At 40.5% G+C, this 16,342-nt stretch carries 14 protein-coding genes and 3 pseudogenes; 10 read left to right on the forward strand and 7 right to left on the reverse strand.

Annotated features, from left to right (window positions below; all coding sequences use genetic code 11):
- Positions 1–473 precede the first annotated feature (473 nt).
- Positions 474–1,853, forward strand: a complete 1,380-nt coding sequence (locus ACX1N5_RS14615) for a diguanylate cyclase (protein ID WP_458803286.1) — start codon at positions 474–476, stop codon at positions 1,851–1,853.
- Positions 1,854–1,912: 59 nt separating this feature from the next.
- Here the strand turns inward: ACX1N5_RS14615 and ACX1N5_RS14620 are convergent.
- Positions 1,913–2,176 (reverse strand): annotated as a pseudogene (locus ACX1N5_RS14620) (ISNCY family transposase); the annotation flags it as partial.
- A 268-nt stretch (positions 2,177–2,444) separates the two neighbouring features.
- Between ACX1N5_RS14620 and ACX1N5_RS14625 the strand changes: the two are divergent.
- Positions 2,445–3,284, forward strand: a complete 840-nt coding sequence (locus ACX1N5_RS14625) for an SDR family oxidoreductase (RefSeq protein WP_458803285.1) — start codon at positions 2,445–2,447, stop codon at positions 3,282–3,284.
- 132 nt (positions 3,285–3,416) lie between these two features.
- On the opposite strand, the gene ACX1N5_RS14630 is transcribed toward ACX1N5_RS14625, so the two are convergent.
- Positions 3,417–4,310 (reverse strand): LysR family transcriptional regulator, encoded by an 894-nt coding sequence (locus ACX1N5_RS14630; RefSeq protein ID WP_458803283.1) that lies wholly within the window; start codon positions 4,308–4,310, stop codon positions 3,417–3,419.
- 177 nt (positions 4,311–4,487) lie between these two features.
- On the opposite strand from ACX1N5_RS14630, the gene ACX1N5_RS14635 reads away from it, so the two are divergent.
- Together ACX1N5_RS14635 and ACX1N5_RS14640 are read left to right on the forward strand one after the other, a co-directional pair.
- Positions 4,488–5,339 carry an aldo/keto reductase gene (locus tag ACX1N5_RS14635; protein WP_458803281.1) on the forward strand — a complete coding sequence of 284 codons (852 nt, stop codon included), beginning with the start codon at positions 4,488–4,490 and terminating at the stop codon, positions 5,337–5,339.
- A 215-nt stretch (positions 5,340–5,554) separates the two neighbouring features.
- The gene (locus tag ACX1N5_RS14640) at positions 5,555–6,772 is read left to right on the forward strand and encodes a multidrug effflux MFS transporter (RefSeq protein WP_458803279.1); all 1,218 of its coding nucleotides are present in this window, start codon (positions 5,555–5,557) and stop codon (positions 6,770–6,772) included.
- 112 nt (positions 6,773–6,884) lie between these two features.
- Here ACX1N5_RS14640 and ACX1N5_RS14645 read toward each other — a convergent pair whose 3' ends face one another.
- Positions 6,885–7,772, reverse strand: coding sequence for a LysR family transcriptional regulator (locus ACX1N5_RS14645; RefSeq protein WP_458803277.1), 888 nt, complete (start codon positions 7,770–7,772; stop codon positions 6,885–6,887).
- Positions 7,773–7,931: 159 nt separating this feature from the next.
- On the opposite strand from ACX1N5_RS14645, the gene ACX1N5_RS14650 reads away from it, so the two are divergent.
- Together ACX1N5_RS14650 and ACX1N5_RS14655 are read left to right on the forward strand one after the other, a co-directional pair.
- Positions 7,932–8,903 (forward strand): aldo/keto reductase, encoded by a 972-nt coding sequence (locus tag ACX1N5_RS14650; protein ID WP_458803275.1) that lies wholly within the window; start codon positions 7,932–7,934, stop codon positions 8,901–8,903.
- Positions 8,904–8,968: 65 nt separating this feature from the next.
- Positions 8,969–9,046 (forward strand): annotated as a pseudogene (locus ACX1N5_RS14655) (IS6 family transposase); the annotation flags it as partial.
- Between the two features lie 75 nt (positions 9,047–9,121).
- On the opposite strand, the gene ttdB reads toward ACX1N5_RS14655, so the two are convergent.
- The 3 genes from ttdB to ACX1N5_RS14670 are packed head-to-tail and all read right to left on the reverse strand — an operon-like array spanning position 9,122 to position 11,967.
- Positions 9,122–9,730 (reverse strand): L(+)-tartrate dehydratase subunit beta, encoded by a 609-nt coding sequence (gene ttdB, locus ACX1N5_RS14660; protein WP_131382468.1) that lies wholly within the window; start codon positions 9,728–9,730, stop codon positions 9,122–9,124.
- Positions 9,727–10,626, reverse strand: coding sequence for a L(+)-tartrate dehydratase subunit alpha (gene ttdA, locus ACX1N5_RS14665; RefSeq protein WP_116730563.1), 900 nt, complete (start codon positions 10,624–10,626; stop codon positions 9,727–9,729). Before ttdA ends, ttdB begins: the two co-directional genes overlap by 4 nt.
- A 36-nt stretch (positions 10,627–10,662) precedes the next feature.
- Positions 10,663–11,967: an MFS transporter gene (locus tag ACX1N5_RS14670; protein WP_131382469.1), complete on the reverse strand. Its 1,305-nt coding sequence runs from the start codon at positions 11,965–11,967 to the stop codon at positions 10,663–10,665.
- Positions 11,968–12,174: 207 nt separating this feature from the next.
- Here ACX1N5_RS14670 and ACX1N5_RS14675 point away from each other — a divergent pair, with 207 nt between their 5' ends.
- A complete protein-coding gene (locus tag ACX1N5_RS14675; RefSeq protein WP_458803272.1) occupies positions 12,175–13,107 on the forward strand; it encodes a LysR family transcriptional regulator in 933 nt (310 codons plus the stop codon).
- A gap of 71 nt (positions 13,108–13,178) precedes the next feature.
- Positions 13,179–13,406, forward strand: a pseudogene (locus ACX1N5_RS14680) (NAD(P)H-binding protein); the annotation flags it as partial.
- 69 nt (positions 13,407–13,475) lie between these two features.
- On the opposite strand, the gene ACX1N5_RS14685 reads toward ACX1N5_RS14680, so the two are convergent.
- Positions 13,476–14,042 carry a recombinase family protein gene (locus ACX1N5_RS14685; protein ID WP_458803270.1) on the reverse strand — a complete coding sequence of 189 codons (567 nt, stop codon included), beginning with the start codon at positions 14,040–14,042 and terminating at the stop codon, positions 13,476–13,478.
- A gap of 434 nt (positions 14,043–14,476) precedes the next feature.
- On the opposite strand from ACX1N5_RS14685, the gene ACX1N5_RS14690 reads away from it, so the two are divergent.
- Together ACX1N5_RS14690 and ACX1N5_RS14695 are read left to right on the forward strand one after the other, a co-directional pair.
- Positions 14,477–15,421 carry an ABC transporter permease gene (locus ACX1N5_RS14690; protein ID WP_035365720.1) on the forward strand — a complete coding sequence of 315 codons (945 nt, stop codon included), beginning with the start codon at positions 14,477–14,479 and terminating at the stop codon, positions 15,419–15,421.
- Positions 15,421–16,302 carry an ABC transporter ATP-binding protein gene (locus ACX1N5_RS14695; protein ID WP_458803268.1) on the forward strand — a complete coding sequence of 294 codons (882 nt, stop codon included), beginning with the start codon at positions 15,421–15,423 and terminating at the stop codon, positions 16,300–16,302. Before ACX1N5_RS14690 ends, ACX1N5_RS14695 begins: the two co-directional genes overlap by 1 nt.
- Positions 16,303–16,342 lie beyond the last annotated feature (40 nt).

Consider the following 16,342-nt stretch of genomic DNA (forward strand, 5'->3'; position numbering starts at 1 on the left):
ACGAACTTTCTATGCTGAGTTAAAATATACGTATTAGGAATTGAAATTCGATTTTATTCACTGATTTCATGAATTTACCCAGAAGCCTAGCTTTAATCGCTAGGCTTTTGATTTGAATAAATAAGATTTTATCTATTGATTACTGATTTCTTAATAAAGCTAACATGTATCCAGGATATGTAGCATAGGTAGATCCTGCGATTGATAGTATGGTAGTACATGATTATTGAGTAAATTAGCTGCTGATCCATCTCAGTTTAAAAGCACATAGTCAATTGCTTGTTATTTTAATTCAGGGCTTGAGCAGCACAGCTGCACGAGATAGTCGCATACTTACACCTCCAAAGTTAACCCGACGTTAGCTTTAGAGGAATTATGTGTACATTATTTTGGCTAAGATCACGTTTAGAAGCCAATTGTCTTATACAATAAGTCAGTTAAAATTGAGATTTTATGCGAGTTAAATCAACACAATGGATCAAGAGTGTATTATTAGTCTTTCAAAACAATGGCACGCTATCTGTAATCAATACCCTGAAGCAGATTTAAAACAAGCTTTTACGTTTATACAGGATAATGCACTAACACTGGTGACTGAATTTTACCATCACATGATGCCAGAACACGAAGCCTCCTACTTTTTATCCGATGATTTAGTCCAGAATAAATTGAAGAATTCTTTACAACAATGGCTAAGTGATAGTTTTGGAGTTCCATTCACACACGATTTTCAGGAGATCGTTAACAAACAATTAAAAGTTGGTGAGGTACATGCTCGTATTGGAATCCCTGCCTGGTTGATTATTCGTGGCATCCGTGAAATACAAAAAAAGATGTTTGAGTTGCTCCTGCAATCAACATCTCCAAATGTTTTGCAACAAGCGGACTATATTACCCAAATACTCAATTTCGCAACACAAATCATGTGTCGTAGTTATGAAGACAGAATTGAAGTCAATAATGATATTAAACACACCTATCGGCTGTTTTCTGCCATGCAAGATGTTACGGTACAAAAAGACCGTCAGCGCAGCTGTCTGCTCGATTGGGAAAATGAACTGATTTTCAAAGTATTTTCCAATGAATCCAATATGCATCATTCTGCCCTGTCAAAATCTGAGTTTGGCTTATGGTTTATACATAAAGCGGCTTATGCATTCACAGGATCTGAACAGGTCAATGCCATCATAGAACGTATTTACAAAATTGATAAACTGACTCAGCAGATTTTAAATTCGACTGAAAAAGATAAAATGATTAGTTTGATTCAGGATATTCGTGTAACGAATAGAGAGATTCAACATCTACTTGATCAAATCTTTCAAGTTGCCGAATACATCGATTCTGGAAATGATACCTTAACGCAATTATTAAATAGACGTTATTTAGCGACAATCATTTCACGTGAAATCAATTTTTCCCGTAAAAATAATACACCGTTATCACTACTTGCCATTGATGCGGATCACTTTAAACGTATCAATGATAAATTTGGACATGCAGCTGGCGACTTGGCATTACAATTAATTGCTGAAGTATTGTTTGAGTCCATCAAGGGTAGCGATTACGCTTTCCGTATTGGTGGAGAAGAGTTTCTGCTACTGTTAGTCGATAGTAATTTAATCAGAGCACAAGAAATTGCAGAAAAAATTCGAACTCGTATTGAGGGAACCCCAATTCGAACAACCTTGGGAAATAGTTTTAATTTTACCGTAAGTATTGGCTGTACACTTTATGATGGACATCCAGATTATCAGCGTTTCTTAGATGCTGCCGATTCCGCACTATACTCCGCAAAAAACTATGGTCGAAATAGTGTTTATGTAAATAAACCGAAATTAAATAGGTCTTAAGAAATTATCCGACATAGACACCGACATATCAAACCGTCCGCTAAGAAAATCGCAAAAGAGGACATTTCCAAGTCAAGCACAGGATTCAGATTTCGTTGTTGAATTGCTGTTTTCTGTGCACATCTACGTGGCATGGATTGAGAACGATTGCGTTTGTTTTGCTGTTCCAATTCTTGATGCTGTTGTTGAATATGAGCTAGAACCGAGCCTAATCGTCTATTCTCAACGATCTCTCGCTGGTTGAGCTGACTTAAATTATCGAAGATGCTGTAATTGATCTTTCTTCCTTTATGCTCAATCACTACCGTGCTATCCGGGTAATCCGACTCATTGGCAAGTCCCATATACGATTCATACTTTGATTGAAGATCAAAATATGACAGAGGTGCATACGTTAAAAAACTAAAAACTTATTTACTCCTCTGAGACTTTGATCAATCCAGTCATTACAGCATCAATTATTATATTTTCATCAATAATAGCCCTCTATTGATAAATTTCATTCATAGAGGCTATTTTTGTTTAGAGGTTAATCATTCAAGCATAAGTCTCTAAAATAATCCCTTTGCTAAGAATCATGAGAACTAACAGATGAAAGATATTATTGTCGTTATTGGTGCAGGGTCGATTGGTCAAGCAATTGCACGTCGAGTCAGTGCTGGTAAACATGTTTTACTGGCAGATTTAAAACAACAAAATGCTGAAGCTGCTGCAAAGGTGTTAAGTGAAGCAGGCTTTGAAGTCAGTACTTGCATTGTAGATGTTTCTTCCCGTACATCTGTTCAGACCCTGATTCAGACAGCAACTCAGTTGGGTGAAATTACAGGTGTCATTCATGCTGCAGGCGTATCTCCTTCACAAGCATCGCCTGAAGTGATTTTAAAAGTGGATTTATATGGTACAGCGGTCATTCTTGAGGAGTTTGGTCAGGTCATTGCTGTGGGTGGCTCTTGTATTGTGATTTCTTCACAATCTGGACATCGTTTACCTGCATTAACTCAAGATGAAGATCGCATTCTTGCAACAACCCCTGCCGAAGAACTTCTTCAACAACCAATGTTACAGCCTGATGTTATCCAAGATTCTTTGCATGCTTATCAGATTTCAAAACGCGGAAATTCATTAAGAGTGATGGCGGAGGCAGTGCGTTGGAGTAAAAGAGGCGCACGGATCAATACGATTAGCCCAGGTATCATCATCACGCCATTAGCAAAAGATGAATTATCAGGTCCAAGAGGTGAAGGCTATCGCAAAATGTTGGCGCAATCGCCAGTTGGTCGGGCAGGAACCCCTGATGAGGTTGCTGCGCTTGGTGCACTTTTGATGGGGCCAGAAGGCACTTTTATCACAGGCAGCGATTTCTTAATGGATGGTGGCGTAACGGCTTCTTATTGGTTTGGTGAGCTTGCACCAATGTCTGTTTCTAAATAAATAATGTTCAAAACTTGATTAGGAGTGAAAAGGTGCCGTGATCCACACCTTAATTTGAACTTCTGAGCTAGCTCATAGATTTTGTTGAAGTCTTTGTATTTCAAAAGAAATGATTCTTGATTTTATTCATAGTCACAAACGTAAGGTATCTATCAGTAAGCGAAATAATGGTGAGGATTCCCGGCGGCTTGGATAGTACATGTAATAGGGTGAATATTGCATATTCCAGTCGTCTAAAATCGTGACAAGCTTTCCACTTTTGAGTTCATCTTCAACCATGACTTTCGGTAACCAAACCAGACCATGTCCTTCTACGCCTGCTTTGAGTTGCAATCGGGCATGACTGACGATCAGTGAATATTCTGGGTTAATGGTCAGGATTTTATTTGGTTCTTGGACATCATGAAACTCCCAAGACTGTATCCGCTCATGTGACGGTAAACGTAAGCCAATACAGCGATGATGATGTAATTCTCGAGGTGTTTGTGGAACGGAGAAATGTTCCAAATATTGTGGTGCGGCCAAAGTCAGCATTTCTAGTTCATCACTAACACGGACTGAAATCATGTCTTTATGTACGGCATCACCCAAGCGAATCCCAATGTCATAGCGATCTTTCACAATATCTGCGAAAGCATAATCCATGGTCAGTTCCAATTGTACATCGGGATAATCACACATGAATTTCGACAGTTTGTCCCAAAGCAAAACATTCAGAGAGATTTCTGTCCCGTTGATTCTGAGCTGCCCGCGAAGATTTTTGCGAAAAGAATTCAAGTTATTGAGCTTCTGTTCAATACCGTTGAGGAGCGGTTCAATATCGTTAAATAACTGTTCTCCCTCTTGGGTTAAAGAAACACTTCGAGTCGTGCGGTGCAATAGTTTTATGTCCAGACGCTGTTCCAGCATTTTAATGGTATAGCTCAGCGCAGACTGAGAAACACCCATTTGTCCTGCGGCTTTGGTAAAGCTGCCAGATCGAGCAACAATTAAAAATGCTTTTAAATCATCAAGATTTTCAGACATAGTAACTCACGATTTGCTAAATTTGTTTATTATTTATTCAGCATAAATTTTATTAATCAAACTTGATTAATAAAATATTTATATAAGTGTAATCGAAATTTGCCGCCTAGTTGTTCAATTTTGACAAGGCTATAGTGATTTAGTGATCAGGTTTTAATAGATTTAAAGGTAAAAATGATGCAAACCGTAAAATTGAATAATGGTGTTGAAATGCCACTTGCAGGTTTTGGCGTATTTCAAATGAATGATAGTCAAGAATGTGAACAAGCAGTACATCACGCCATTGATGCAGGCTATCGTCTGATTGATACCGCAGCCTCGTATCAGAATGAAATCGAAGTAGGCAATGCCATTCGTCAAAGCAATATTGCACGGGATGAATTGTTTATAACCACCAAGCTTTGGCTACAAGATACAAATTATGAAGGTGCAAAGGCACAGTTTGAGCGCTCTTTAAACCGCTTGCAAATGGACTATGTCGACTTATACCTGATCCATCAGCCGATTGGTGATGTGCATGGGGCTTGGCGTGCGATGGAAGAACTACACGCAGCGGGAAAGATTCGCGCCATTGGTGTGAGTAATTTCCATCCCGATCGTTTAGCCGACCTTATTGCTTTTAATCAAGTCGTGCCTGCGGTGAATCAGGTTGAAGTCAATCCATTCCAGCAACAATTGCATGCCGTGCCTTGGATGCAATCACGTAGTATTCAACCTGAAGCATGGGCACCTTTCGCTGAGGGACGTAATAATTTATTTAATCATCCTGTATTGCAGAACATCGGTCAGAAATACGGAAAATCGATCGGTCAAGTGGTACTGCGTTGGCTCTTACAACGCAATGTTGTGTCATTAGCCAAATCTGTTCGTCTTGAACGTTTGCAAGAGAACATCAATATCTTTGACTTTGAATTATCTGTTGAAGATATCAATCAGATTACTGCGCTTGATACTGCAACCAGTGCGTTTTTCTCACACCGCGATCCTGCCATGATTGAATGGTTAAGCAGTCGAAAACTGGATGTTTAATCAGAAAAAAGTAATGTGCTGATCCATCCAACATATTTGTCTTATAGACCTTGCCCAAACTTGTATGTCCCAAACATGAAATGGCTATAAAAACGTTCATGCATTGGACTAACAACGAGTTGCTGTTTTAAACATTTAGACCACCACCAATAAGCGAAGTCATTGATTCAATGGACTCCGCTTAACCTGTTTCACAAATTGAATGAGTAAAAACTATGTCCAATACCCCCATATCCACCCAAACTCAAAGTAAGCAACTACACACCAGTAGCTGGGTATTTATGGCGATTTTGGGTGCATTAATGGCATTTACTTCGTTATCTACCGATATTTATTTGCCTGCCATGCCGCAAATGGAAATAGATTTACAAGGTAGTGTTGAATTGACCATTACAGGGTTTTTAGCTGGTTTTGCAATTGCCCAATTAATTTGGGGGCCGATCAGCGATCGGATTGGACGTAAACGTCCGTTATATCTCGGTTTGGTGGTCTTTGTGATTGGTTCGATTGGCTGTGCCTATTCACAAAGTATTGAGCAAATAGTCTTTTGGCGTGTGATACAGGCAATCGGGGCATGTACTGCACCCATGCTTGCTCGCGCGATGATTCGGGATTTATATGCCCGTACCCAAGCTGCGAAAATGCTTTCTACATTGACGATTGTGATGGCAATTGCACCCATTGCGGGGCCATTGCTTGGTGGTCAGATTCTCAAACTCAGTTCATGGCATGATATTTTCTGGCTCTTAGCAGCGATTGGCAGTTTGATGTTTATTTCACTGTTCCTTTTGCCAGAAACACATCATGAAGAACGCCGCCAACAAAGTTCAATCATGACAATTTTTCAGCAATATGCTCGCTTGCTTAAGAATTGGCAATTTATGCGTTATACCTTATGTGTGACCTTCTTTTATGTGGCTGCATATACCTTTATTGTTGGTTCACCATTTGTTTACATTACCTATTATGGCATTGCACCACAGCATTATGGCTGGCTCTTTGCCATTAATATTGTCGGTATTATGGGTTTAAGTTTTATCAACCGTTCTTGGGTGGGGCGTTTTAGTTTAGATAATTTATTACGCAGTGCAACAGCCTTTGCTGCAATCGCCTTAGTCATTTTATGTGCGTTGTTTTATGCAGGAATCGGTGGAATATACAGTGTTATTCTCATGATCTTTATTTTCTTTTCGATGAATGGTACGGTGGCTGCCAATTCGACTGCAGCTGCATTAGATGGAGTACCAGAAATTGCGGGTTCTGCTTCGGCTTTGATTGGTTCACTGCAATATGGAAGTGGCGTGATTTCATCGTTACTTTTAGCGTGGTTATCAAAAGGCACACCAGAAACCATGATTCTGATCATGACTTTTTTCACAATTTTAAGTGCGATTATTGTATTGATGCCAATTAATACACAAAAGCAGAAATAAACAAGTTTATCGTTCTTTTCTAGAAAAGAACGCATCGCCACTTTAAATAATATTTGTCTCTATTTCATAAGAAGAAGACAGTTGGCCTAATTGATTCGATTGGGCTGACTTTTTAAAGCTTTAAAGCATTTACAAATAATCTAAAAATGGGATTAGATTCCTGACGATCTGGGTAATATAGATAATAGCCTGCATATGTAATCGCCCAATCATCTAATACTTTAACTAATTTCCCAGATTCTAATTCATTTTGTATCCGATCTTCTTGGATCCAAATCAACCCGAGATGGTCTGTAGCAGCCCGCACCAACATGGGAACTTGATTCACAATAAGCTGCCCATGGACATGTTTTTCAACTCGCTGGCCTTCAGCATTCAGAAAATCCCATGCCAATAAACCACCTTTGGTCGGTAATCGCATATTGATGCAATTATGAAACTCCAAATCATCGGGAGTTTTAGGTGGTTTATGCTCAGAAAAATATTCAGGACTAGCAACGACAGCCATTTTCATATCTGGTGAAATACGCTGTGAAATCATGTCTTTATCAATATGCATGCCAATGCGTATGCCCATATCATAACGCTCAGCAACAATGTCAGTAAAACGGTAGTCCATAGTTATTTCGACATTGATTTCTGGATACTGTTTAAGAATAGGCAGTAAGCGTTCCCAAGCAAATTGATAAATTGCATGATCAGTTGCATGGATTCGGAAATTGCCAGCCAGTGTATTACGAAGCTGAGTTAATGTATCGATCTCGGAATTGATTTGATTCAATAGAGGTTCAACTCTATTTAATAACTGCTCTCCAGCTGCCGTAGTTGATACACTGCGTGTTGTCCGATGTAAAAGCCTTAAATTTAATTGGTTTTCTAATGACTTCACTGTATGACTTAACGCAGATTGTGAAACTCCCAGTTGTGCAGCTGCCTTTGTAAAGCTACCAACCTGTGCAACGAGAATAAAAGCTTTAAGATCATTTAAATTATCAAGCATAGCCACACCTTTATTTTATAAGTGATCCAAATGATTTGGATCTCATCCAAAATAGTATTAATTAATTATATTCATAAGCACATGCGATTTAACCATCTTAATCATTAATAAATGCCTCTTTATACTTTGACTTATTCGATAAATGATACGAGATAAATTATGAAAATGCGCAAACTAGGTGCTCTAGAGGTCTCTGCAATTGGCATGGGATGTATGGGATTAAGTTTTGGTTTAGGTCAGGCAAAATCTCAACAAGAAGGCATCTCGTTAATTCGTAAAGCTGCTGAACAAGGCATCACTTTTTTTGATACCGCAGAGGCTTATGGTCCTTATACCAATGAAGAATTAGTCGGCGAAGCATTAAAACCATTTCGGGAGAAAGTCATTATTGCCACTAAATTTGGCATGATTTCCGATACAGGCATTAATAGCCGTCCCGACCATATTCGTAAAGTCTGTGAAGATTCATTGAAACGCCTGCAAACCGATTATATTGATCTGTTCTATCAGCATCGTGTTGATCCAAATATCCCAATTGAAGAGGTTGCGGGAACCACTCAAGACTTAGTCAAAGAAGGCAAAGTCAAACACTTTGGTTTATCACAAGCCAGTGCTGAAACAATTCGAAAAGCGCACAGTGTTTTTCCAGTTACCGCGGTTCAAAATCAATATTCGTTATGGACGCGTGAGCCAGAGCAGGATGTATTGCCTGTCTGTAAAGAATTAGGGGTTGGTTTTGTCCCTTGGGGACCGTTAGGTACGGGTTTTCTCACTGGAACCATTAATCCAGATACAACTTTTGATGCAGCAACTGATTTAAGAGCAACCTTTCCTCGATTTACTCGAGAAGCCATGATTGCCAATATGCCTCTAGTCGACAAAATCTCCGAATTGGCACAAAGAAAGCACGCATCCGCTGCTCAAATTGCTTTGGCTTGGTTGCTTGCACAACATGATTTTATCGTACCTGTACCAGGAATTGATCAAGAGAAATATCTGCGAGATAACATCCTATCTGCCGAAGTTGAACTTAATTCAGGAGATTTGCAGGAAATAAGCAATATCTTGTCATCCATTCAGATTGAAGGTGAACGTTTATCTAAAGAATTGCTAGCCCTTGATGATCAGTAATTTTGGCACTGTTGCAAATAACTATTGATTATAAGCTAAATAGTTTTTAGCTAAAGGTTCAGTATATGAATCCTTTTCATGGTCGACATTTTCAGGGCGAAATTATTCTTTGGGCTGTGCGCTGGTATTGTAAATATCGCATTTGGGGGGGGAATTAGAAGGCTAGAATGAATTAAGTGGTATCCGCTCAATGGGAAGCAGATACCGAGAAAAATAGATTATTGAATAAAACCAAGCTGTTTGCTGATTCTGTCTAAAACAGGTTGTTTCTTGGCTTGGAAAACAGTTTTATTGTCCTGAATCAGGTTATTGCCATGAGTATCAATCGAAATGATCAGTGGACCAAAGACTTTGACACGGTTAATCCATAAAGTTTCAGGCATGCCCAGATCTTGCCATTCAGCGCCTTCAATTTCTTCCACCAGTGTGGCAGCCAGTACCGCGCAGCCACCTGGGAAAATGGCATGTACAGCTTTATGTTCCTGACAGCCTGCGGCAGTTTCAGGTCCCATGCCACCTTTACCAACAATCAGTTTGACCCCAGTTTTAGCAATAAATTCGCGTTCGAATTTTTCCATACGCATACTGGTGGTTGGACCAATGGATACCATTTCAAAACCACCATCGTCTTTTTTACGGACAATTGGGCCAGCATGGAAAATTGCGCCACCTTCCAAGTTCACTGGCAGTTCACGCCCTTGTTCAATCAGACGACGATGCGCAACGTCACGGCAGGTCACTAAGCGGCCTGTCAAATACACCACATCTCCGACTTTGAGGTCAGCCAAATCTTCATCACGAATCGGGGTTGTCAGGATTTTTTTCATAGTACAACTCCTTCATGTGACAGGATTTCATAAGACATGTCAGGGTTAATTCGAATTTTGCCGCGGCGGTGTGCCCAACAGCCAGTGTTGACTGCAACTCCAATGGTGGATGGATGGCGCGCAGAGGATTCAATATTAACTCCCATTACGCTGTTGTTGCCTGTTAAGCCCTGTGGTCCAATACCAATTTCATTGAGACCTTGTTCCAGCAAGTCTTCCATCAGTGCAGCACGCGGGTTATCGCTTTTTGAATCGACTGGACGCATGATGGCGAGTTTAGACAGACGTGCCGCGGTTTCTACGGAGGTTGATACGCCAACCCCAACCAAAAGTGGAGGGCAAGCATTTACACCACGCTCGGTGATCACATCCATCACAAATTCTGCAACACCTTCATAGCCTTGTCCTGGCATCAGGACTTTTGCAGCACCAGGAAGGGTACAACCGCCGCCTGCCATGTAGACATCAATGGTACAGGTATCGGTTTCTGGGACAATGCGCCAATCGAGCCATGGAATTTGTGTGCCTGTGTTGGTTCCTGTATTTTTTTCGTCGAAGGTTTCTACAGCATTGTGACGTAAAGGACCTTTGCGGGTGGCTTCAGCCGTCGCTTCCTGCAAAATTTCCTGTAATTCACCGAGTAATGGAAAATGTGCACCTGCTTCAACAAAGTACTGGATCACACCTGTGTCTTGGCAGCTTGGTCGATCCAGTTTGTCTGCGGCTTGTTGGTTGGCATCCATCGAGTCATAAATTGATTTGGCGAGTGGATTGGTTTCCAGTGTGCGTAGCTCAATCAATTTTTTGTTGACATCTTTCGGTAAGCGTTTACCAATATAGGCTGTGAATTTCGCCATGGTGTCCGTAAGGGACTGGATGGCAAGCTGTTTGTCCATGTGATACTCCTTTGACAAATCTGAAAAAATAGGTTGCTAGGCTTCGTTTGAAGCGTTGTTGGCATTCATCTTGGTTTTGTGGCTTGCACTTAAAATCAGGGTAAGTACCGTAGAGATAACGAGTAGCCCTGCAATGAAATACAATCCACCATTGAAACTGCCTGTCTGATCTTTAATCCAACCAATCATCGCTGGTCCTGCAAAGCCGCCGAGGTTGCCAATCGAGTTGATGGTAGCGATTCCTGTTGCTGCGGCGGTGCCTGACAGGAACATGGTCGGCATACTCCAAAGCGGTGGTTTTGAGCAGCTAATGCCGATATTGACGACACTCAGTGCAGCAATTAGCCCAAGCGCATTGTGGGTTTGGGCAGCAATCACTAGCCCTGCAACCGCAATCAGGCAAGCAAGCGCAACATGCCATGTACGTTCACCCGTACGATCCGAATGACGTGACCATAAAATCATGGCAATGACCGACAAAATTGGGGGAATGGCATTTAAGAAACCGACGGTCATTGCCGATACGCCCAATTCTTTAATAATTTGTGGTGCCCAAATCCCGAGGGTATATAATCCTGCCGATGTTCCAAAATACACGCAGGCAAGAGCCAGTACTTTCGGATTGGTCAAACCACGAATGATACTGTGGTGTTCTTGGGTCTGTTTTTGCTGATGCTCTTGTTGCATGGTCTGAATCAGCCATTCTTTTTCATCAGCAGCAAGCCATTTGGCTTTTTCAGGGCGGTCAGTCATATAGAAAAATACCACCACACCTAAAATCAGTGCAGGCACAGCTTCAATCAGAAACATCCACTGCCAGCCAGCCAAATTCATAAAACCGTGCATTTCCAATAAGGCTGCTGAAATTGGTGAGCCAACCGCGGTTGCAATTGGGGCAGCCGCCATAAATAAGGCAATCACACTTGCACGATAGCGCACAGGAAACCAATAGCTAAGGTACAAAATAATGCCAGGGAAGAAGCCAGCTTCAGCCACGCCAAGCAAAAAGCGCATCGTATAAAAACTGGTTGAGCTATGTACAAAAGCCATACCACCTGCAATCAGTCCCCACGTGAGCATGACGCGGGCAATCCAGAGCCGTGCGCCAACTTTATGCAAAATAATGTTGGATGGGACTTCAAAGAGAAAATAACCTACGAAGAAAATCCCTGCACCAAAACCAAGAACTGAGGCACTAAAACCAAGGTCTTGTTTCATGGTCAGTGCAGCAAAACCAATATTGACCCGATCAATATATGCAATCAGATATAACAGCATGATAAACGGCACAATTCTCCACGTAATTTTGCGTAGTACCCGTTTCTCTAAATCCATATCCATGAGAAGAATTCTCCATTTTCCTAAAGATTACCAATCGATACTTCATGATCGAATTTGACGAATGGCTTCCTTGTACCAAGCCGCATTCCTCTGCGACTTTTATTATTGTGATGGGTACAAGGAGGTAACCTGAAGCCATAGTAGCGGCTTTGAAAAATAGAAAAATCGCGCTAAAGTTAAATCACTATTGCAAAAAACTGAATAATCATGAGTACGGATACAGAATTAGGTTTTTTTTGTTTACTAATAAAACAGGGAAGCCTTGTTGCCACAGCACGGGAATTAAACCTGACACCACCCGCGGTTTCGCGGCGTTTAAACCAGATTGAACAACGCCTGGGGGTGCGCTTGCTGAATCGAACAACGCGTCGTATCAGTCTCACTCATGAAGGCGAAATTTATTATGAAAATGCACTGCGGATTTTGAATGAAATTGATGACATGGAACGACTGGTTGCCAGTAGTCGTGTTGCCCCGAAAGGCTTATTACGCATCAATGCACCTTTGGGCTTTGGTCGATCCTATATTGCGCCAGCGATTAGCCAGTTTGCCAAAATTTATCCTGATGTTGAAGTTCAGCTACATTTGAGTGATCGTCCAGTGACTTTGCCTGATGATGCAGTCGATGTCGTGATCCGATTTGGTGAACTGCCAGATTCACGTATTCTTGCCAAGAAGCTGATAGCACATCGGCGTTTGCTTTGCGCTTCACCGATTTATTTAAAGAAAAATGGTGTACCGCAAGTTCCGCATGATTTAACCCTGCATCAGTGTATTGTGCTGCGGCAAAATGATACGGCATATGGAAATTGGCGTTTTAATAGAGCAGCACAGCTTGAAACCATTAAAGTACATGGCAAGTTGAGCACGAATGATGGTGCAGTGGCACTCAATTGGGCGCTTGAGGGGCATGGGATTTTAATGCGTGCCGAATGGGAAGTTGCTAAATACTTGAAAAGTGGTCGCTTGGTGCAGATTTTAACAGAATATAATACTGCTCCCGCGGATGTGTATGCTGTGTACTTGGATCGACTACAACATTCTCCACGAGTAGCGTATTTTATTGATTATTTGCATGGATATTTAGAAAAATGCATTGATCAATTACTGTTTGAAAATGCAAGAATAGATCACCATTGAACTTGAAGTAAAAACTATTATATCAATAGGTTATTTAAAAATGCACTGTTGAAAATAATCCCACTTTAAAACCGTATCGTGCTCTAGCCGATGTAGTAGAAGCATCCGAGCTAGATTACACCTTGATTCGATCAGGCTGGTTTACTAACAGCACAAAAGAGCGTTATGAAGTAAGTCAAAAAGGCGAAATTTTTAGAGGCTCACAAGTTTCCAAGTTAAGTCTTGTTCAATTTATAGCTCAAATCATTAATCATCCTGAACTTTATATCAAAGAAAGTATTGGAATTTATGATCGTTAGGCAATGAGTAGATTCCCCCAATACCATAAACATTAAGTAGTTTCATTTCGAAGCTGCCTAAAATTTTTCTTAACTTATTTCCTTCAAATAACGATAAACAGCCTGCCGGCTAATCCCAAAAGCCTTACCCAAAGCAGCCTTCGAACTATACTTCCCTTCTGTCCAAGCCTGCCGCAAAGCATCTGCCTGATCAGGTTTGAGTTTATGTACCCGACCTTTATATTTACCTTGTGCAGCTGCTAGCTTAATGCCTTCTTTTTGCCGTTCTAAAATAATTTCACGTTCAAACTGAGCAAAAGCTCCCATCAATTGCAGCATCAAGTTATCCATTGGCGTGGCTTGCGCAGTAAAGGTAATTTTTTCTTTGATAAATTGAATTGCAATACCGCGCTTGACCAATTTGTCTACTTCTTCAACCAGGTCTTTAAGACTTCGAGCAAAACGATCCATGGAATGCACCACCACCATGTCCCCTTCCCGAACATAGTTCAACATTTCTTGAAATTTAGGGCGGTCAGTATTTTTACCCGAAGCCTTGTCGATGAACAGCCGGTCAGTTTCGATACCTTCAAGTTGGCGTCCAGTATTTTGCTCGATTGAGCTGACTCGGACATAGCCGACTTTTTGACCTTTCATGCATTTCGCTCCAAATGGACTAAAAACAACCCAATTTGTTTATTATAAATAATAGATTTAAAAATAACATGTTATGTATGATCAAAAAACATTTAAAAGAGACATTGTTTGCTTGGATAAAAATATGTATCTTTAGGGTATACTCTAAAATGACAATTATTATAAAATTAAAGAATACTTATATTTATTTAAAATTAATTTCGTAAAATTGATAAATAATTAAATTTTAATCAGATATACAGATTAATTATTAGATGCCATTAAATTTCGGATTAACTCAGTCATTTTTATCGCTATTTCAAATAGAAATAGTCTAGAACCAAATTTCTACATTTATGAAATGTACCTATTACATCGAGTGGCATTCATTTTGCTTAATAAATATTACGTTTTTTAAAAATAGTAATACTAAGGCCAAAATGGGGGCTGTAAATATGGGTTATGTTGCAAAGGAACTGAGTAAAAAGAACAAGCTTATGTTTAGCTTTGGCTCTTTTCTTATTCCCATACTAATTTGGTGTGCGGTGAGTTATCTTCCTTTTATTTGGCACCCTCAGGTACAAATTACAGACTCGGGCAGTACACCCTATTTGCAAGTTGGTAGTCGGGTTGATAAAAATGTGTTCTATAGTGAGGCACAAAATGCGATCAATCAACATTCTGCACCACCACAAGGAATTTTAGTTAATCCCATTTATTTACCTGCACCGCATGAAGTTGCTAAAGCTTTAGTCACTGCTTTCACAAAAGCCCCAGAACAGCCTGATGCACCATGGTTTCATCAAAGTTTATGGCACAGTATCAAACTGGTATTTACCGCATTCTTTATTTCTTCAATTGTGGGGATTCCACTCGGCATACTCTGTGGTTTTTCTCAAAAAATATCACTTTTAACCGAGCCTTTTGTTGAATTCTTCCGTTACTTGCCTGCTCCAGCATTTGGTGCTCTTGCCGTTGCCATTTTGGGTATCAATGATGCACCCAAGATTTCTATTATTGTCATTGGAACATTGTTTCAACAAATTTTAATTATCGCCAACACGACGAGAATGGTCGATAGAGGTTTAATCGAAGCAGGTTATACCCTAGGCACCAACAAATTAAAAAGCTTGTTTCATGTCGTGATTCCCTCTGCTTTACCAGATATTTATCGGGATTTGCGTGTGTTACTCGGCTGGGCATGGACGTATTTGATTGTTTCTGAATTGATCGGAACAACGTCAGGTATCACTTGGTTTATTACCCAGCAAGCACGCTATCAAAATTTCGACAATGTTTATGCTGCCATTTTGATTATTGGTTTAATCGGACTGGTTTGTGATTGGGTTCTCATGAAATTAGGGACGCACATGTTTACGTGGAAAGCAGGAGTGAAATAATGACTCATTCAAATTTTAATGCATCTGAATATTTTGAAAAAATTTATGAACGTCCTGTGATTTTAGAGGCCAAGCAACTCAGCCAAGTGTTTAAACACGGAAAAACTGAGCGTACGGTGTTAAACAAACTGGATTTGAAAGTTCATAAACGCGAGTTTATTTGTGTGATTGGGCCATCTGGCTGTGGAAAATCGACCTTTAGCCGCGTAGTTGCAGGCTTAGACCCTTATCATAGTGGGGAAATTTTGGTTGATGGTGAACCGATTTCTGGCCCAAGCCCTGAACGTGGCATGGTCTTTCAAGGTTACACCCTGTTTCCATGGAAAACCGTCAAAGAAAATGTCATGTTTGGCCCTCGCATGAAAGGCATCAGCCAAATGACCGCAGAATCACAGGCTCGTGAGTGGATCAATATTATCGGTCTGGATAAATATGAAAATCAGTACCCTCATCAACTCTCTGGGGGAATGAAACAGCGTGTGGCGATTGCCCGTGCTTTAGTGAATGAGCCTAAAATTTTACTCATGGATGAACCTTTTGGTGCACTTGACCCACATACACGCCAGAAAATGCAAAGACATTTAATGGATTTATGGCAAAACATTGATATTACAATTATTTTTGTGACGCATGATATGGATGAAGCCATTTTACTGGCAGATCGTATCGTGGCATTAAAAGCCAATCCTGGGGAAATTAAAGAAATTATCGAAGTTGATCTTCCTCGCCCTCGCTCTTCAGATGTGTTTACCACACCTGAGTTTAGGCGTTTAAGAGAACGTGTCGATGCACTGGTACATGCTCAGGAAGATGAACTTGACCCAGCTCTTGCAGAATTGCCAAAGATTCCGCGTATGACGCAAATCAGTACAAAAAGATAATAGCTTCTATATGAATAGCATTTGGGACGACCTAAATGCT

The sequence above is a fragment of the Acinetobacter sp. ANC 4636 genome (assembly GCF_054454555.1).